Origin of the sequence: Paraburkholderia sp. GAS42, assembly GCF_050436565.1 — a bacterium.
GTDB lineage: Bacteria > Pseudomonadota > Gammaproteobacteria > Burkholderiales > Burkholderiaceae > Paraburkholderia.
The window spans coordinates 1-19186 of sequence record NZ_JBNDML010000032.1 but is presented as its reverse complement, the minus strand read 5'-3'; the positions used below and the strand labels follow the sequence as shown (position 1 = coordinate 19186).

The following is a 19186-nucleotide window of genomic DNA, read 5'->3' as shown; positions in this document are numbered from 1 at the left end:
TCTACGCCCCACATCGAATTATTTTCCTGGCGTTTAACAACGCCAGTGCCCATTTTTTACGTGCTTTACTCGAAGCATCTCCTATCGCGCCAGCGGCGGGCGCAATACTGACTCAAAGGCATCTGATGGAAAAAGGCATCCTCAAGAACGTAGCGATCAACTTTTGCGGGCTCGTGCTGCCGACGTTCGTTTCGCTCGTGACGGTGCCAGCCTACATCAGGGCGCTTGGCGTGGAACGCTACGGCGTGATCAGCCTCGTATGGACGCTGATCGGCTACTTCGGCATTCTTGATCTCGGCATGAGCATGGCCGCGCAGAATCACATCTCGAAGGCGCGTGCTTCGAACGATGAGGAAGAGTGTGCCCGCGTGTTCTGGAGCGCGTTCTGGCTCAATCTCGGCACCGGCATCATCGGTGGCCTCGTGATCTACTTCGGCGCGTTTATCTACACCGCGTATTTCACGCGCGTGTCGCCAGCGATGCAGCACGAGGTCTATATGGCGCTGCCGTGGCTCGCCGTCGCGATTCCCATTGCAAACGTCTCGTGGGTGTTCGCCGGTGCGATTAACGGCGCCGAGCGTTTCGGTATCTACAACACCAATCAGACGATCGGCACGTTCCTGTTCCAGTTGCTGCCGCTTGCGATGGCCTGGCTGATCGCCCCAAACCTGCAGACCGTGCTGGCCGCAGCGGTGGTCGCCCGACTCCTTGCTGCGCTGCTGCTCGGTCGTTCGACGTTCAAGGTGCTCAACATCCGCTGCATCATGCCGCCGCAGTTCAAGGTCGCGAAGGGGCTGTTCAATTTCGGCGGCTGGATGCTCGTGACCAGCATGACCAACATGGTCTCCGATTCGCTTGACCGCATGATGCTCGGCACCGCGATGGGCGCGCGTTTCGTCACGTACTACACGGTGCCGCAAAACCTCGTGTACCGGCTCAATATCGTTTCGACCGCCTTTGTGCGCACGCTGTTTCCGCGCCTGTCGGCAGTCCGGCGGGATCACGCGGACGTGCTTGCGCAGCAGGCGCTCGAGTTTCTCAATGCCGTCTTCACGCCGGTTGCGATCGTCGCGATTTTCGCGCTCGAACCATTTCTGCACCTGTGGGTGGGCCCCGAAGTCGCGCGTGAGGCCGCGCCCGTGGGCCGCATTCTCGTGCTCAGCATCTGGCTCATCGGGCAGGCGAATGTCACACGCGTGCTGATCCAGTCGCAGGTGAATCCGGCTGCGGCGGCGAAGATTGCGCTCGTCGAACTGCCGCTGTTCGCAGGCGGCCTGTGGTTCGGCATCGCACATTTCGGATTGACGGGCGCGGCAGTGGTGGTCGCCGGACGGGCGCTGTTCGATTACGCCGCGCTGCTGTGGCTCTCGGCGATCCGCGCGCGGCCGATCTGGCTCGACATGCTCCCGCATCTCGTGTTTCTGATGGGCAGCCTGTATCTGGCCGCCTTCCTTTCCAGTTTTACGGTGGCACTCGCCGCGGGCGCACTGGTGGTGTTCGCGAATACTGGCTGGTCGCTCACGATGACGCCTGCCGTGCGCGGGCTTGCCCGCTCGCTGCTGTTGCGACTGAACATGAGGAAAAGCGCATGAATCACGACGTCCTTGACGAACCCGTCCTGCGCACGAAACCCGACGCGCCGACGGCGCGTCTGCCAGACGCGCTGCTGCCGGTCACGCCGCGTCCGGATGTGCCGGCGCGTCGTTTGCCGCCTTCAGGCAAGCCCGTCCGTGTTGCGATCGTGCATGACTGGCTCGTGACCTATGCCGGCGCCGAGCGCGTGCTCGAGCAGATCATTGCGTGCTTTCCGGATGCGGATCTGTTTAGCCTCGTCGACTTTCTCGACGACCGCTCGTTCATTCGCAACAAGCCTGTTACCACGTCGTTTATCCAGAACCTGCCGTTCGCGCGCAAGAAGTATCGCGCGTGGCTGCCGCTGATGCCGCTCGCGATCGAGCAGCTCGACGTGTCCGCCTACGATGTCGTGATTTCCAGCAGCCACGCTGTTGCGAAGGGTGTGCTGACCGGGCCCGATCAGGTGCACATCAGCTATGTGCATTCGCCGATCCGCTATGCGTGGGATCTGCAGCATCAATACCTGAAGCAGTCGAATCTGATCAATGGTCCGCGTTCCGCGATCGCGCGGCTGATTCTTCACTACATGCGCAACTGGGATATCCGCACGTCGAATTCGGTGGATGAATTCGTCGCCAATTCGGCCTTCATCGCGCGGCGGATAAAAAAGGTTTACCAGCGCGATGCACAGGTGATCTTTCCGCCCGTCGACGTCGACGCGTTTTCTGTCAACGAGCATAAGGAAGATTTCTATCTGACGGCTTCGCGGATGGTGCCGTACAAGAAGATCGATCTGATTGTCGAGGCGTTTGCAAAGATGCCTGAACGACGTCTTGTTGTTATCGGCGACGGCCCGGACATGCAGAAGATCCGCGCAAAGGCGACGCCGAACGTCGAGATCCTGGGCTACCAGCCGTTCGCGGTGCTGCACGACCAGATGCGTCGCGCGAAGGCGTTCGTGTTTGCCGCCGAAGAGGACTTCGGCATCTCGGTAGTCGAAGCACAGGCCTGCGGTACGCCGGTGATTGCGTATGGCAAGGGCGGGGCGCTCGAAACCGTACGCGACATCTACGACGCGCGGCCCACGGGTATGTTCTTCGACGAACAGACGACGGACTCGATCATCGCAGCCGTCGAGAGCTTTGACGGAAACATCGCGCGCTTTTCGCCTGCGGATTGTCGCGCGAATGCAGAGCAGTTTTCTGCGAAGTACTTCCGTGAACGTTTCTTCGAGCACGTCAAGGAAAAGGTGCCGGCGCTGCGCAACGCTACATTGCCTGCGTATGGTTCGACGCCGCCATCCGGCGGTTCGGCTGAAGCTGGAAGCATCGGCGTGCTGGCGATCGATCAAAGCGGCGTGCTGGGCGGCGCCGAGCTGTCGCTGCTCGAAGTCGTCAAGACACTGCGTGCACGCATCCAGGTCACCCTGTTCGACGACGGACCGTTTCGCGCCGCGCTCGATGAAGCGGGCGTCGCGGTCGACGTGCTGGACGCCGGCGCGTTGCGTCATGTGCGCAAGCAGGGTGGCAAGCTGCCGAAAGGATCGGCGTTGACGGGACTGGCGTCGCTCGTGCGCGCGGTGGCCGCACGTGCGCGTGACGCGGATGTGATCTACGCGAACACACAGCGCGCGATGGTGATCGGCGCCGTCGCGGGCAGAATCGCGCGCAGGCCGGTGGTCTGGCATCTGCGCGATATCGTCAGCGCGCAGCACTTTGGCCGCAAGCAGCTGGCCATCATCAAGTGGTGCGCAAAATTCGGACTGTCGCATGTAGTCGCGAATTCTGCTGCTTCGGCGCAGGCGTTTTCTGATTTGACCGACTTCGACAGCAAGCGGATCGATGTCGTGTTCAACGGCATTTCCGCGGCGCCGTTCGACGCGTTGCGCGGCGTTCCGCAACGCACGTTGCGCACGCGCCTCAGTTTGCCGCAGGATGCATTTCTCGTCGGCTCGTTCAGCCGCCTCGCGCACTGGAAAGGCCAGCATGTCCTGCTCGAAGCGATGGTGCTGAACCCGCGCATGCATGCGGTGTTCGTCGGTGCGGCGCTGTTCGGTGAAGACGATTACGAAGCCAGCCTGCGCGCCTTTGTCGACGCGCACGGTCTTGGCGAGCGCGTGCATTTTCTCGGATTCCAGCATGACGTGGCGGCCTGCATGTGCGCGGTGGATGTCGTCGCGCATACGTCGATCACGCCAGAGCCGTTTGGACGTGTGATCGTCGAAGGCATGCTGGCACTGCGTCCGGTCGTTGCAGCGCGTGCGGGTGGCGTGCTCGAAATCGTCGAGGATGGCGTCGACGGTTTGTTGTGTGAACCCGGCGACGCACAGGCGCTCGCCATCACGCTCGCGAAACTGCAGGAAGACGTGGCGTTGCGTGAACTGATCGTAGCGAATGGTCATCGGACGGCGGTGCAGCGCTTCGGCACGGCGAGCTATGTCGCAGGCGTCGAGCGCATTCTGAAGGACGTGGCGGGGAAGGCAGGCAAGGCAGGAAAGCTGAAGAAGGCGGCCGTGGCATAACACGGCCATATCGCTATTACCGGCCGCGGCATTCGCAGCCGGTAACGACGAGAGACAACAGGCGGCGCCCGCTCAGACTCGAGCGCGCGCCGCTTTTACCTTGGGCTTGAGGCTCGCTGACCATTTCATCGCAGGCAGTTCGACCAGACGGTAGAACACCCACGCAAAAGGAATGGCGAGCAGCAGGAATGCGAACGACGGCCAGATCGCGACCTGAAGCGTCGAGTGAAACACCAGTGCGGACAGCAGCACGAACAGCGGCAGATGGACGACGTAAAGCGAGAAGCTGAAATCGCCGAGACGCGACAGCAGCGCGAAGCGCGGCGCGTTAGAAGCGGGACGATCGAGCGCTTTCAGCAGATAGCATGCGAAACCGATCGCCCAAAACTGGAACGCGGCGTATTGCCCGAAGTGAAACGCGACAAAGCCGGCAAGGATGAATGCCGCCGCAGCTGCATAAAGCCATGGTGATAGCGGGCGGGTGCGAGCGCCGGCGTGCACTTTCGCTTCGGCAATCCAGGCGCCGAGTGTCCATGAAAGCCAGTACGAGGTGAAGAACTGTATGTCATGTCGTTCGAGCACGAGCGCCGACACCACGTTGATCGCCGCGATGATCGCCACGACCCACGGCATGCCTGTCCGACGGCGCAATGCAAAAAGCAGAGGATAGACGGCGTAGAACTGCACTTCGAGCGCGAGCGTCCAGAGCGCACCGTTCGATCCGTACGTTCTGCCCGCAACGCCTTGCAGCGAAAACAGGTTCACCAGAAACACATGCAGGCCGATGTCTTTCAGCTTGTGACTGACAGGCGGCAGCTGATAGCTGATTGAATCGAGCGCGAAGGTCAGCAGCAGGGCGGCCAGCAACACCGGGTAGATGCGCGCGAACCGGCGTGCCCAGAAGTTCACCGCGTCGAGCCTGTACGCCGGATTGGCAGCGAGACGCAATGCGCCGCCGCGATGGATGCAGTAACCGCTGATGACAAAGAAAATCGGCACGCCCGCCGAGCCCCACGCGATCGGGAACGTCAGATACGACACGATCGTGTTGAAGTCGAGCACCTTGCCTGCTGTGCGGTGGAAGGTCTCCATGCCGACCCACGTGACCTGACGGCAGTGGAAATAGGCAACGAGCAGGGCGGCGAAACCCCGCATCGCATCGACGATGTGTTCTTTGGCGGCGCTTTCCGCGTGCGTGCCGCTGCGGGGTGAAGCCGTGAATGGCAGCGATGTGCCGGAGGCGTTCAATGCCGGGTCGCTCATGCGGAATCCTTGTTCATGCGTGTGCCAAGGCAGATGCGGCAGATACACACGCGTGGGCCGGCATGCGGGCCCACGGTCGCACGACTATCGTAATGCGCGACGACAATGAATAAATGAATAAAAAATCGCCTTTCAAAGGTAATTAAAAGGCGCACTGATGGAGGATTGAAGAAAAAAGAATCTAATCCGGACACCCGAATTATTTGCCCGTTTTTTCATGCTAGTTTGAAGGCCGGATTGCTGGAACCAGGGAGTAGCGCCATGAACATGCATCTGCTGGCAGGTGTCGCCGTATTGCTGATCCTCGTCGCGATTTCCGCGTACCGTGAGGCATTGAAGAACGAGCCGATCAGCCGTTTCCGGATGAATCAGGGCAGCAAGCTGCCGCCCATGGAAGAGCACGAGTAATGCACGACGGACGCCGCCGGCACGCTGCCTGCATCTTGCGGATCAACGGCCGTCCGGCCGGAAATTCCTTCCGCCGCCCGCATAACTGGCGTGTAACTGTTTCCGATGTGATTTCATAATATGGCAACTCCGTCTGAATGATTATGCATATCGAGATTTAATAGTAATTTCGATTCTCCGCACGAATTATTTTCCGTTAGTCTTTTCGAGGAACGCGGAGCCGCCGGAGTCTGGCGAGACGCACAGTCATCAACCGATGTGAGAACGCAACCATGCTGAAAGTCACTAAAGCCGTGTTTCCCGTGGCGGGCCTCGGGACACGTTTCCTGCCCGCTACCAAAGCGAGCCCGAAGGAAATGCTGCCCATCGTCGACAAGCCTTTGATCCAGTACGCGGTGGAAGAGGCCATCGAGGCAGGCATCACGGAGATGATTTTCGTCACGGGCCGCAGCAAGCGGGCCATTGAAGATCACTTCGACAAGTCGTACGAGATCGAAGCCGAGCTCGAAGCACGCGGCAAGGAACAACTGCTCGATCTCGTGCGTAGCATCAAGCCGGCGAACGTCGACTGTTTTTATGTTCGCCAGGCCACGGCGCTCGGCCTGGGCCACGCCGTGCTATGCGCGGAAAAGCTGGTTGGCGAGAGCCCGTTTGCCGTGATCCTCGCCGACGATCTGTTGCACAGTTCAGAGCCGGTCATGAAGCAGCTGGTCAATGTATTCAACCACTATCACAGCTCGGTGGTGGGCGTTGAAACCATTGCGCGCGAGGAGAGCCGCTCGTACGGCGTAGTCGATGGCCGCGAGTGGGAAGAGGATGTCATCAAGCTGTCGGGGATTGTGGAGAAGCCAGCGCCCGAGAAGGCGCCGTCGAATCTCGGCGTGGTTGGCCGTTATGTGCTGATGCCGACGATCTTCAAACACATTCGCGCGCTGAAACCGGGCGCGGGTGGCGAACTGCAATTGACCGATGCGTTGCAGTCGCTGCTGTCCGAAGAACAGGTGCTCGCGTATCGCTATTTCGGCACGCGTTTCGATTGCGGCAGCAAGCTCGGTTATCTGAAGGCGACCGTCGAATTCGCGCTGCGCCATCCCGAGGTGAAAGCGGATTTCGAGGAATATCTGCAGAACTATCTGCCGCTCGCGCTCACCGCGCAGGCCGCCTGAAAGCAGCGCATTGCAGGGCGTTTCAGCGCGCGTCGCGAGATGAGCGCGCGAGCAGGTCGCGGACTTCATCGTCGACGGTTTCGCTGAAGTCCGCGTAAAACTGGCCCACGCTGAAGAAGACGTGGGGCGTCATCGCGCAGACGAATTCATCGAAGACATCGCTGAGCCGGCGCGCCGCATTCGCGGGCGCGACCGGCAGCGCCGCAATGATCCTGGCCGGTGCTTGCGAACGCAGCGCCTGCGCCGCTACCCTGAGCGTCGCGCCGGTCGCCATGCCGTCGTCGACCACGATGACAATCCGTCCCGTCACCGTGAGCGCCGGCCGTGTTTCGCGGTACAGCGCCTCACGTCGCTTCAACTCGAGCCTTTCCTGCGTCAGCACCCGCTCGAATTCCGCCTGCGTCACGCCTGTATCGTCCTGCAACTCGCGATCGACGTACAGCGCGTCGCCGGACGCGATCGCGCCCATTGCGAGTTCGGGCTGCACCGGCACGCCGAGTTTGCGAACCACCAGCACGTCGAGCGGCGCGGCAAGCGCTTGCGCGATTTCGAACGCGACGGGCACGCCGCCGCGCGGCAGACCGAGCACGACCACATCGCTGCGGTGTGCGTAAGCATATAACTGGCACGCGAGCACGCGGCCCGCTTCCGCCCGATCGATAAAACGACGCTCCATGATCGGCCCCATCACGGTAGATGCGGATAGTCTGCCACGATGCGCAAGCGCTGCCGCACACTTCGTGCAGACGCTGACAACCGGCGCGCGGGCCGACGCGCCTGAAAGCCGCCGCCGCACCCCGCCCATTTCCCGGTGTTTGCTAAATATTAACCACGCCGGCCCGGTGCCGGCTTCGTGTATTGTCGGTCCTGTGGTCGATCCCACGCTTCTTTTCGCAGCGATTAGCGTAAACCCCAGTGCGCCAGGGCTCTGGAACTGCCGATGTCGGGTTAGGGAGCGCAACTATGATTCGTCAAGAGACCGCAGGGTTCGCCTTTGACGTCGAGCCGGAGAGCGCACGCTACCGGTCGAGTCTGGCCGAGGAAGTGCTCGCGTCCGAACAGAGCGTATTGCGCCTGATCACGCGTAATACGCCGTTGCCGGAACTGCTTGTCGAAGTATGCCGACGCGCCGAAGCGCTGCTGGGCGCGGGGTCGTCGTGCACGATCCTGTTGCTGGACGAGGACGGCTGCCGCGCAAGGGTCGGCGCTGCGCCGTCATTGCCCGCGCATTACAGCGCGGCGATCGACGGTCTCGCGATCGGGCCGGGGACCGGCTCATGCGGCACCGCGATGTTCGAGCGACACATGGTGGTGGTCGAAGACATCGAAACCGATCCACTCTGGGCGAACTACAAACATCTCGCGTTGCCAATCGGATTGCGTGCGTGCTGGTCGATTCCACTGCAGGACGACGCGGGCACCGTGCTCGGCGCATTCGCCGTCTACTATCGCGCGCCGCGGCGGCCGGGCAGGGAAGAGGAAGCAATCCTGCGCGACATCGGTCGCAGCGTAGGGCTTGCGGTCCATCAGGACACCATCGCGCGGCGTCTCGCGCAAAGCGAAGAACATCACCGGCTGGTCGTCGATCATCTGAACGAGGGCATCGTCGTGCAGTCGCGCGAGGGCGTGGTGCTGGCGTGCAATCCCAGCGCGCGGCGGATGCTGCATGCAAGGACGAGCCTGATCGGCGAGAGCATCCATAGCGTGATGAAGCGCGCGGTGTGGGAAGACGGGTCGTCCATTCCGGATGGCGAGCAGCCGACGCGTCGTGTGCTTGCAAGCGGCAAGCCGCTGTTAGGCCTCGTCATCGGGCTGGAGCTGGCTGACGGCGAGATGGTGTGGATCACCGAAAACGTCGTGCCGATCATCAAGCCCGGCGAAAGCGAGACGGGTTCGGTGCTCATCTCGTTCAACGATATAGGGCCGGTGCGCGAGGCGCATCGGCAGCTTCGGCAGCTTGCGACGCGCGATTCGCTGACCGGTCTCTATAACCGCGCGTATCTGGGCGACCGGATGCGCGAACTCTTCGAGCCCGCTGATGGCTCTGCGCCACCCGAACGGATCGCCGTGCTGTTCGTCGATCTCGATGGCTTCAAGAAGGTCAACGACACCGCCGGACACGATGCCGGCGATGCGTTGCTGCGCAGCGTCGCGGCACGGCTCGCGCGCTGCGTGAGCGATGCGGATACGCTGGCGCGCGTGGGCGGCGACGAGTTCGTGATCGTCGTGAGCGGGTATCGTGATGTCGAGGATCTCGCGACGCTCGCGCGCCAGGTGCTCGATACGATTGCCGTGCCGTTCGAAGTGGCGAACAACGAGTATTACCTCGGCGTGTCGATTGGCATCAGTCTCTCGCCCGGCGACGGGCAGGACGCCACGATGCTGATGCGCAACGCCGATTCTGCGATGTATCACGCGAAGCAGCGCGGCCGGAACAACTTCCAGTTCTTTACCGCCGAGCTGAACCAGCGTCTGCAACGCCGCTTCACGATCGAGCAGTCGCTGCGCCGCGCGCTGGCCGCGGGCGAACTGAGCCTCGTCTACCAGCCGGTGATCGACAGCGGCTGCGGCCGCACGATCGGCGCGGAAGCGCTGCTGCGCTGGCATCACGAGGAGCTGGGTCAGGTGTCGCCGGCGGAATTCATCCCGGTCGCGGAAGACACGGGCCTCATCATCCCGATCGGTCACTGGGTGCTCGAACGCGCGTGCGAGCAGGCCGCCGGGTGGCGCCGCACGATCGCGCCGGATCTCGTGATCGCCGTGAATCTGTCGCCGCGCCAGTTCAATGACGGGCTGGTCGAGCGGATCGCCGGTTGCCTCGCGCGCACCCGGCTCGATCCGGGCGCGCTGGAACTCGAGATCACCGAAGGCCTCCTGATGCGCGACAGCGAGGCCGTGCTGCCGATGTTACGGGCGCTGACCGACCTGGGCGTGCGGATTTCGGTCGACGACTTCGGCACCGGCTATTCGTCGCTGTCATATCTGAAGCGGTTTCCGCTGCACAACCTGAAAGTCGACCGCTCGTTCGTTGCCGGCCTGCCGGATCATCGCGATTCGGTCGCGATCACGCAGGCGGTGGTGGCGATGGCCCATTCGCTCGGTATGAATGTCACTGCCGAAGGCGTGGAAACAGCGGCGCAGGCGGCCTTTCTGCGCTCCATCGGCTGCGACAAGCAGCAGGGGTATCTGTTCAGCCGGCCGGTCGAAGCGCTGGCGTACGCGCATCACCTGCTGGCGCCGTACGACGCACCCGGCGTGCAGATGGTGCGCTAGATGTGGAATGACGGGCCCGACAGCCCGCGCGCGGCGGGCCGCTGGTTCCCGCGCACCGCTAAATTCTTTGCGCTTGGTGCCTGGGTGGATTAAATTGCTTTGTGCCACCTGAGCAAACAGGGTGGTGCGGGGGCTCGTCGCGCGTTGATGCGCGCTGGCGGGCGTCCGGAGTAATGCAGTGCGCGTGCTGCGATGCGGGACGGCATCTGAACCGGCCCGAACGATCGACGAATCAAACAAGAGGAGAGGTCATGAAAGCAATACAGATGTTGAAGGCGCTGGGCGTGGTGGTCTGCGTGTCGGTGGCATCGAGCGCATGGGCCCAGTCGAGCGACGCCATGGCACCCGCCTCGGCCCCGAGCGCAAAGGCGATGAAGAAGACGGATCGAAAGCTCGGGCTGGACGTGCGTCGTGCGCTGTCGAAGGCGCAAGGGTTTGATGTGTCGAACGTTTTCGTTCGCGCACGCGGTGGCGCGGTCACGCTCACCGGCTCGGTGCCGGACGGCGCGCAGATCCCGCAGGCTGAAGAAGTGGCCAAGGGCGTGCCCGGTGTGACATCGGTCACGAACAAGATCACGCTCGGCACGCAGGGCGGAGGAGGTTGAGCGTAACGGCATTCCGCCTTTACGCCGAAACACCGTCGGGCCCGCGATCAGCCATGCGAGGCGGATCGCGGGCCTTGCTATTGCGGCGCGGCGCGGCTTCGCGCCCGTCCTTTGACCCTAAAAGACCCGTAATATAATCAGCGGCTAACCCAAGCCGGTCCGCGATGTGCGGGCACAGACCGAAGACCGTCAGGCGAGGACAAAAATGGGGCGGGGGCGGAGCAGATCGGGCGCCCGCGCTCATGCAGCGCCTGCATTCACTTCGCACAAGGCTCACGAGCCTGTTATTCCATGACCAATCCTTCCGGCTCCCACGGCGATGAGCCGCTGGTAACCGTTTCGGTTTCAGACAGCGCCGCTCCCGACGGCTACCGGATCAACACGCCTGCGCGCGCAGCGACATCTTCGACGCGCTGGGTCATGCCGGGCGAAACGGTCGAAGTCGCCGATGTGTCGATCGACCGGGGCTTCTTTTACGTCGGCGATTTCCGTCGGGCCCGGCCCGGGCCGGTTGACGCGTGCGTGCTCGATATGGAGGCGCATGTGGCGCAATCGGGCGCCGATCCCGCAGCGGAGGTCGGCTTCGTCTCGCTGAACTACGCGACGCTTTCAGGCGAGCAGCGGCGCACCTACCTCGAATGGCTCGGATCCGATCGCAGGAAATCGCCGATCAACACCGGCTATCTGTTTTTGCATCTGTACGGCTTCGAGCGGCGCGTGCTGATCGACGGCGCGGCCGGAAAGGTGAGCGAAGCCGAATACGGCGAGATGGTCCGGGAATTGCAGCGGATGCTGAATCTCGACGCCGACTATACGTGGCAAAGACACGTCCGGAACCTGCTCGAGATCATCGGCCTGATGACGTCGCGAACCGGCAAGGTCTACGAGCAGACGGCGCCGAACGGCTCCGCGACCGGCTATCAGGTCCCGCTGAACGTGCGTGTCGCCTTCGGGCAGGCCGCGGTCGACAACCATCCGGTGCCGGCCGGCTGGGCGCTCGCGTGGGTCAAGCTGGACCCCATGATGATCCGTCGTACAGCCGTGACGCGTTGCGCGAACGAGTTCGACCGGATCTTCGTGCGCAAATACCGCGAGCGCTTCCACGAAGGCATGCTGGTGCCGGTGAATCGCACGCGGCTCAATGTGCTGCCGCAGCCCGCGTTCAAGGCGCTCCAGAACGTACCGTTGCCGGGATTTCTGCTCGGCTTGCCGGACGTGGCCGCGGTAACCGGGCCGCGCAACAGGCTGCAGCTGCTGATGAACGAATCCGCCGACGCGCTCGGTGCATACAGCCGTTATCTGGGCCGCAATCCCGACGCACAGGGTTCGCTCGAAGCCACGCTGATGTTGCCGCCGGATCTGTGGCCCGATTCGACGCATCAGGAAATCGGCGCGCTCGCTGGCGAGGTCGCGGGCGGGACGGTTGTCACGCGTTTTGGCGCGTTGCTCGGGCGCTTCAAGGTCATGGGCAATCTGACGCGTGACAAGCTGGCGTCGTTTTTCGCCGCGCTGTCGCAGTCGGGCGTGGCGGTCGAGCCGGACGTGCGGCTCGGCGCACGCACGCCGAAGGCCGACGACGCGCTGGCGCTGTTCGTTGCGCCCGCAACGACCGACGTCGTCAAGGCCGACGATGCCTATCTCGTCGCGACCTTGATGGTCGACCTGGCCGCTGCGGTGGCGAAAGCGGACGGCAGCGCATCGGATGCGGAAATCGCGCTGATCGAACGGGAAATCGACGCATGGTCTCATCTTGCGCCGCTGCAGCAGACCCGTCTGAAGGCGAGAAATCTTGTGCAGCTCGCGCAGACGGCATCCAGCGCCGGGTTGAAGAAGAAGCTCGAACCGCTGCCCGCTGAGGTCAAACAGGCGATTGCGTGCTTTCTTGTGCAGACCGCCAATGCAGACGGCACGGTCTCGCGGGAAGAGGTGAAATTGCTGGAGAAGATCTATCGTATGCTTGATCTCGACCCGCAGCGCCTATATATCGATCTGCATCAGGGCGCGAGTGCGGCACCGGGAACAGTAGGTGCTTCGGGTACTTCAGGTGTAACGAAGCCGGCGCGGGCATCGAAGGGCGTAGCGCGGGGAGCATCGTCCGCGGACCGCGGGTTCGTGCTCGATGCCGCGAGGATCGCCGCGCTTCAGCACGAAACAGCGCGCGTGTCGGCGATTCTTGCCGATGTGTTCGTCGAAGAGCAGCCGTCGGCATCGGATGTCGCGATACTTGCGACGGAGCCGGAAGAACCCGATGAACCTGAAGAGATCGAAGCATCGCCGACGGCGCTGCTCGGTCTGGACGACGCGCATTCGACCTTCCTGCGGCTTCTGGTTTCCCGTCCCACATGGACGCGCGCCGAGCTCGCCGATGCCGCGGCGGACCTCGAGCTGATGCTCGACGGCGCGATCGAACAGGTCAACGAGGCGTCGCTCGATCACTGGGACGAGCCGCTCACAGACGGGGATGACCCGGTAGAGATCAATCAGGATCTAGCTCAAAGGTTGGCAGCATGACAACGATTCGCCCCAAAGACCGCGACGCGGTTTTGCAGTCTCTTCGCGCCGGCGTTGTTCCGCGGGTCGGGCAGCATCTGATTCAGGTGGGCCGTGCGCGCGAACTTGAAGCGCTGCTCCAGGACGTCGAACGCGTCGCCGATGGTGGCTCGAGCTTTCGCATCGTCGTGGGCGAGTATGGCGCGGGCAAGACGTTTTTTCTGAACCTGGTCCGGGCCATCGCGCTCGAGAAAAAGCTCGTCACCGTGCACGCCGACCTGAATCCGGACCGGCGTCTTCACGCGTCGGGCGGTCAGGCGAGGTCGCTGTACGCCGAACTCGTCAAGAACATGGCGACGCGTACGAAGCCCGAAGGCGGAGCGCTGGCGGGCGTCGTCGAAAAGTTTATCGGTCAGGCGAAGACTGAAGCGAAGGCAACGGGCCGCACGAGCGAAGCGGTCATTCGCGCGCAGCTGGGACAGTTGACCGAGATGGTCAACGGCTACGATTTCGCGGACGTTATCGCCGCGTACTGCCGTGGTTTCGAAGAAGGCAACGAGCAGCTCAAAAGCGACGCGGTTCGCTGGCTGCGTGGCGAATTTTCGACGCGCACCGACGCGCGCAACGCGCTGGGCGTGCGGACCATCGTCGACGACGCCAATATGTACGACCAGCTCAAGCTGCTCGGCCGCTTCGTGCGAATGGCCGGCTACAGCGGGTTGATGGTGTGCCTCGACGAACTGGTGAACCTGTACAAACTCGCGAACGTGCAGGCGAGAAACGCCAACTACGAACAGATCCTGCGCATCCTGAACGATTCGCTGCAAGGCTCGGCCGTCGGGCTGGGTTTCGTGCTGGGCGGCACGCCCGAGTTTCTGCTCGATACGCGGCGCGGTCTCTACAGTTATCCGGCGTTGCAGTCGCGCCTCGCGGAAAACGCGTTTGCGACGAACGGGCTCGTCGACTATAGCGGGCCGGTGATCCGGCTCGCGAGCCTCACGCCGGAAGATTTCTACGTGCTGCTCGACAAGATCCGCATCGTCCACGCATTCGGCGACGCGGGCAGGGCGCTCCTTCCCGCCGAAGCGATCCAGGATTTCATGGCGCATTGCGCGTCACGTCTGGGCGAAGCGTATTTCCGCACGCCACGCACTACGATTACCGCGTTCGTCAACCTGCTGGCCGTGCTGGAACAGAACCCGGAGGCGGACTGGCGGCAGATGATCGGCGGCCTTGAAGTCGAGCGCGACACCGGCGGTGCAGCGGACATCGCAACGGACAGCGACGATGAGCTCACCAGCTTCCGGCTCAACTGACTCGCGAAGTTTCGACCTGCTCGACGAACGGATCCGCCGATGGATCTGGCGCGAAGGCTGGACGGAACTTCGCGACGCGCAGGAGCGGGCGGTGCCCGCGTTGATCGGTGCGGACCGCGATGTCATCATCGCGGCCGCAACCGCCGCCGGAAAAACTGAGGCGGCGTTTCTGCCGATCCTGTCGAATCTGCTTCGCGATGAGCGTTGTGTCGGATCCGTGCTGTACATCAGCCCGCTGAAGGCGCTGATCAACGATCAATGGTTGCGTCTCGAGCGGCTCTGTGAGTCGCTCGACATTCCGGTGACCGGATGGCATGGCGACGTGTCCGCGGGCCGCAAACAGCGCTTCCTGAAGCATTCGGCGGGTGTGCTGCTGATCACGCCGGAATCGCTCGAAGCGTTGTTCGTCAATCGCGGTTCGTCGCTGGCTTCGATCTTCAGCGCGCTCCGGTATGTGGTCGTCGATGAACTGCACGCGTTCATCGGCTCCGAGCGCGGGATGCAACTGCAGTCGCTGATGCATCGTGTGGATCGCGTCTGCGGCAGGGCGGTGCCGCGCGTGGGGTTGTCGGCGACGCTCGGCGACATGCAGCTTGCCGCAAATTTTCTGCGCGCGCGGGCAACGCGGCCCATCGACATCATCGAGTCGGCAAGCGCGGACCAGGAACTGAAGGTTCTGATCAAGGGATTCGTGGAGAAGGGCGCGCGGCTCGACTTTGACCTGGCACCGGACGAGCGGCCCGCGCTCGAAGACGACGTGCCCGGCAGTACGCTCGAAGTGGCGAACCAGATCTATCGCGCGTTGCGCGGATCGAACAACCTGATCTTTCCGAACAGTCGCCGGCTGGTGGAAAACTACGCGAGCCTCTTGCGTCGCGCGTGCGAACGAGACGGTTATCCAAACGAATTCTGGCCGCATCACGGCAGTCTGTCGAAGGAGTTGCGCGAGGAGACGGAACGCGCGCTCAAGGCGGGCGACCGCCCGGCGAGCGCCGTCTGCACGACGACGCTCGAACTCGGCATCGACATCGGCGCCGTGAAGAGCGTGGCGCAGATCGGGCCGCCGCCTTCCGTGGCGAGCCTGCGGCAACGGCTCGGACGCTCGGGTCGTCGCAAGGGCGAAGCTGCGATCCTGCGCTGCTATTGCGTCGAGGCAGAGCTGCGCGACGATTCAGATTTTTCGGACCGGTTGCGCGAAGGACTGGTGCAATCGATTGCAATGGTCAGGCTGCTGCTGCAACGCTGGTTTGAGCCGCCACGCGCAGGTGGGCTGCATCCGTCGACACTGGTGCAGCAGATACTGTCGATCATCGCCGAGCGCGGCGGCGTCACGGCTGTCGAACTGTGGCAGACGCTCGTCGTGGACGGTCCCTTCGACAGCATCGACAAGCCGGCTTTTGCGGCCATTCTGCACAGCCTCGGCAGCAGGGATCTGATTGTCCAGGAAAAGGGCGGCTTAAAGGGTGGCTTGCTGCTGCATGGCTCTGCTGGCGAGCGGATCGTGAATCACTACGAGTTCTACGCGTCGTTTTCGAGCGACGACGAATTCCGTGTGGTGGCCGGCAGCCGGCAACTCGGTTCGCTGCCGGTTACGCATCCGTTGACGCCGGGCCAGAGCATCATTTTCGCCGGGCAGCGCTGGCGCGTGCAGGATGTCGACGCCGAAAGGAAGACGGTGTTCGTTCATCCGGACCGGGGCGGTGCGCCACCCGTCTTCGACGGCACGGGCGCGAGAGTTCATGACGAAGTGCGGCGCGAGATGTTTCGCGTGCTCGCTGAAACGGAGCCCGTTGTGTTTCTGGACACGAAGGGTCGCGCACTGCTGGACGAAGCGCGTCGATACTTTGCTTCAGCTAACCTGGCGACGCGATCGATTTTCGTCGAAGGCAACAGCGTGATGCTGGCGACGTGGGCTGGCGACTGGCTGAACGATGCGCTGGTCGTTCTGCTGCGTGCTGAAAATCTGGATGCGTGGAATCAGGGGCCGGCCGTGAGCGTTCGGGTTTCGGGCGTTGGCGCGGTTCGGGATGCGTTGCAGCGGATTTCGACGATGACGGTATCGGAAACGACCGCAGCGCTGCAGGCGATCCAGAACGTCGATAACGAAAAGTGGGACTGGACGTTGCCGGATAACGTGAAGCGGTCCGCTTATGCATCGTTGCGGCTGGATATGGCGGGTGCGGTGACCGAGGCACGGCGGTTGTTGCTGGCGGATCGGGTATCCACGGACGGTTGAGTGTTCAGTTGTATTAGCCTGGACTTAATCTGACAGGTAGTCGGAGAGTGAAGTAACAAAGTCGATTCAGTGAGGGATGAGTTTCTCCCTGGCGAGTTCGAGTGAATCGAGGAAGGTACGCATAGGCGTCTTGCCGTAGCACCATCGGCCTTGATGTTCGCGCTCATTGTTGTACTGGTCAAGCCACCCGTCCAGATCGGTCTGCAGGGCTGCGATCGAGTCGTAGATCTTCCTGCGGAAGGCGATACGATAGAACTCGTTGAGCATGGTCTTGTGTAGCCGTTCGACGATGCCATTGGTTTGCGGAGAACGCGCTTTGGTGCGGGTGTGGTCGATGTTCTCCAGCGCCAGATAGAGCTCATATTCATGGTGTTCCGGGTTGCCGCAATACTCCGTGCCCCGGTCGGTCAGCACCCGTGCGAGCGGGATGCCGTAGCTGTCGAAGAACGGTACGACGCGATCGTTGAGCAGGTCGGCGGCCGGCAGCGGCGTCTTGCGGTCATAGAGCTTTGCAAACGCCACTTTCGAGTAGGTATCGACAAAGGTCTGCTGATAGACGCGACCCACGCCTTTGAGCGTGCCGACGTAAAAGGTGTCCTGGGCGCCGCAGTAGCCGGGGCATTCCGATTCGAATTCGCCGTGTGTTTCCTTTTCCAGTTTGGCGCGCTCGAGCGCGGCCAGCTGTGATTCGGTCAGTACCATCCCCTCCTGGGCGGATCTGGCTTCCAGAGCCTTGAGACGATGGTTCATGGTCTGGAGATCATGACGCAACCAGACGCCGCGCACACCCTGTGGCGAGACGCTCAGGGCATGGCGTTTGAGCACTTCGTTAGCGATACGGATCTGGCCGTAGGCGGGCAGTTCCAGCGACAGTTCGAGCACGGCGGCCTCGACCTGCGGATCCACGCGGTTCTTCAGCACCGGACGATGATGGGAGATTTCCTGCAGGGCCGCTTCACCGCCCTTATCGTACAGTTCCTTGAAACGGTAGAAGCTGTCGCGCGAATAGCCCATTACACGGCAGGCCTGACTGACGTTGCCCAGTTGCCGGGCCAGCTCCAGCATCCCGACCTTGGCGCGGATGACTTTCTGTTCCTGAGTCATGGTGGACTCCTTGCGGTTTGCCGCGTGCGTTGTCGCTTCGGGCTACGCCCTTCGCGCCAGCGCACATCAGCACGAGAAACCGACCACTGTCAGATTTAGTCTAGTTCAATACAGTTCAGTTCCCGCTTTGTCGTTTTAAAACCAGGCTGTCGCAAGCGTTCGTAAGAGCACATCGTCGGCCTATGTCCGATTCATACACTTCGTGCTGTTTTCGCCCCCATCACGCCTTGGCGTGTTCCCACAAGCGCTTGCGACAGACTTCTACGAAAAGAACGCAAACGGCAAGATTGCTGCGACATAGCCGGCGACGCCAATCGTGGAAAAGCCCAGGCTCATCGCCAGCAGCGCAAGCACGCTGGAAGTCACCGCAAGTCCGAAGCATAAGCGGCGAAGCATTCGACGGCGGACGATTACGGCGCCGTGCTCACCTGTTTCCACGTGATCTTCCGCTGCATCTCCATATGGACGAAACCCCGGCATTTGCGACCCCACTCTTCGATAGGGAGATTCTCCCAGCAACGGTGTAGCGATTTTATAAAAGGACAGGGGAGCGCCGTTAATGCGGCGTATCCAATCGCGGTGCCCACCAGGCCAGATTGCACACGCGCGCTACTCACAGCAACTTTTACGCGGCGTTAACGCGGCTTTAGCTAACCTGAAGGAACAGGATATCCGTCAGGAGTTTTCGATGTTCCGCATGCTAATCCCTGTTCTCGATCACGAAGGTGCAGCAGAGGCCGCGCGCTTTGCGGCGTTCATGTATCTGGAGCGCTGCGTTACCGAGGTCGAACTGCTCGAAATACTCGAACCCGTCGATCAGGGACGCGCGGCAGCCTTTCATACCCGAAGCTCACTGGCGCGGCTGGAAAAACGGGCCATGCTGAAGGCGCTGGTCGACGCTCGCGCGATCCTCGAAGAGGCCGGCGTACCGTACAAATGGAAACGGGTATTCGGCCGCCGCACGAAAGCCATTGCCGCCTACGCCGCAACGACCCGGCCCGACGTGATGGTGATCGACGCCAGTCATATGGGGTTGTTTAGAAGACTGGCAACGCTTGCGGCGCTCTCGATACGGACGATCACACCCGTGACGATGGTTCACTGAGGCATCCAGCGTTCAGAAACACGACATTTCTTATATGGTCGCCTCCCTTTTGCAAGGCGATTGTGCGTGGCGAGGAGGGTGGTTGCGGACTTATATCCGGACTCGATCGCGGGAAGTGCCCGCC

General features: G+C 62.2%; 13 protein-coding genes. 10 read left to right on the top strand and 3 right to left on the bottom strand.

Going from position 1 to position 19186, the window contains the following annotated elements:
* The first annotated feature begins 125 nt into the window (after window positions 1-125).
* On the top strand, window positions 126-1592 hold the full coding sequence (locus P3T16_RS31875) for a flippase (RefSeq protein WP_429345260.1): 1467 nt from the start codon (window positions 126-128) through the stop codon (window positions 1590-1592).
* Entirely contained in the window at window positions 1589-4096 is a 2508-nt protein-coding gene (locus tag P3T16_RS31870) for a glycosyltransferase family 4 protein (protein ID WP_429345259.1), read from the top strand. The genes P3T16_RS31875 and P3T16_RS31870 overlap by 4 nt, the downstream gene beginning before the upstream one ends.
* 72 nt (window positions 4097-4168) lie before the next feature.
* Here the strand turns inward: P3T16_RS31870 and P3T16_RS31865 are convergent, their stop codons facing one another.
* Window positions 4169-5359, bottom strand: a complete 1191-nt coding sequence (locus tag P3T16_RS31865) for an acyltransferase family protein (RefSeq protein WP_429345258.1) — start codon at window positions 5357-5359, stop codon at window positions 4169-4171.
* A gap of 261 nt (window positions 5360-5620) precedes the next feature.
* Here P3T16_RS31865 and P3T16_RS31860 point away from each other — a divergent pair, with 261 nt between their 5' ends.
* Both P3T16_RS31860 and galU read left to right on the top strand, forming a co-directional pair.
* Entirely contained in the window at window positions 5621-5767 is a 147-nt protein-coding gene (locus tag P3T16_RS31860; RefSeq protein WP_429256340.1) for a hypothetical protein, read from the top strand.
* A 272-nt stretch (window positions 5768-6039) separates the two neighbouring features.
* On the top strand, window positions 6040-6933 hold the full coding sequence (gene galU, locus P3T16_RS31855) for a UTP--glucose-1-phosphate uridylyltransferase GalU (protein ID WP_429256339.1): 894 nt from the start codon (window positions 6040-6042) through the stop codon (window positions 6931-6933).
* Window positions 6934-6955: 22 nt separating this feature from the next.
* Here the strand turns inward: galU and P3T16_RS31850 are convergent, their stop codons facing one another.
* Window positions 6956-7609: a phosphoribosyltransferase gene (locus P3T16_RS31850; protein WP_429345257.1), complete on the bottom strand. Its 654-nt coding sequence runs from the start codon at window positions 7607-7609 to the stop codon at window positions 6956-6958.
* A 287-nt stretch (window positions 7610-7896) separates the two neighbouring features.
* Here P3T16_RS31850 and P3T16_RS31845 point away from each other — a divergent pair, with 287 nt between their 5' ends.
* The 5 genes from P3T16_RS31845 (at window position 7897) to P3T16_RS31825 (ending at window position 16853) form a co-directional block, all read left to right on the top strand.
* Entirely contained in the window at window positions 7897-10206 is a 2310-nt protein-coding gene (locus P3T16_RS31845) for a putative bifunctional diguanylate cyclase/phosphodiesterase (protein ID WP_429345256.1), read from the top strand.
* A 251-nt stretch (window positions 10207-10457) separates the two neighbouring features.
* Window positions 10458-10811: a BON domain-containing protein gene (locus P3T16_RS31840; RefSeq protein WP_429345255.1), complete on the top strand. Its 354-nt coding sequence runs from the start codon at window positions 10458-10460 to the stop codon at window positions 10809-10811.
* Window positions 10812-11102: 291 nt separating this feature from the next.
* A complete protein-coding gene (locus P3T16_RS31835) occupies window positions 11103-13322 on the top strand; it encodes a TerB N-terminal domain-containing protein (protein ID WP_429345254.1) in 2220 nt (739 codons plus the stop codon).
* On the top strand, window positions 13319-14617 hold the full coding sequence (locus P3T16_RS31830) for an ATP-binding protein (RefSeq protein WP_429256334.1): 1299 nt from the start codon (window positions 13319-13321) through the stop codon (window positions 14615-14617). Before P3T16_RS31835 ends, P3T16_RS31830 begins: the two co-directional genes overlap by 4 nt.
* Window positions 14589-16853: a DEAD/DEAH box helicase gene (locus tag P3T16_RS31825; protein WP_429345253.1), complete on the top strand. Its 2265-nt coding sequence runs from the start codon at window positions 14589-14591 to the stop codon at window positions 16851-16853. The genes P3T16_RS31830 and P3T16_RS31825 overlap by 29 nt, the downstream gene beginning before the upstream one ends.
* Before the next feature lie 66 nt (window positions 16854-16919).
* Here the strand turns inward: P3T16_RS31825 and P3T16_RS31820 are convergent, their stop codons facing one another.
* Window positions 16920-17957: an IS481 family transposase gene (locus P3T16_RS31820; RefSeq protein WP_429345252.1), complete on the bottom strand. Its 1038-nt coding sequence runs from the start codon at window positions 17955-17957 to the stop codon at window positions 16920-16922.
* Between the two features lie 688 nt (window positions 17958-18645).
* On the opposite strand from P3T16_RS31820, the gene P3T16_RS31815 reads away from it, so the two are divergent.
* Window positions 18646-19062 carry a universal stress protein gene (locus tag P3T16_RS31815; RefSeq protein ID WP_429345251.1) on the top strand — a complete coding sequence of 139 codons (417 nt, stop codon included), beginning with the start codon at window positions 18646-18648 and terminating at the stop codon, window positions 19060-19062.
* Window positions 19063-19186: the final 124 nt, after the last annotated feature.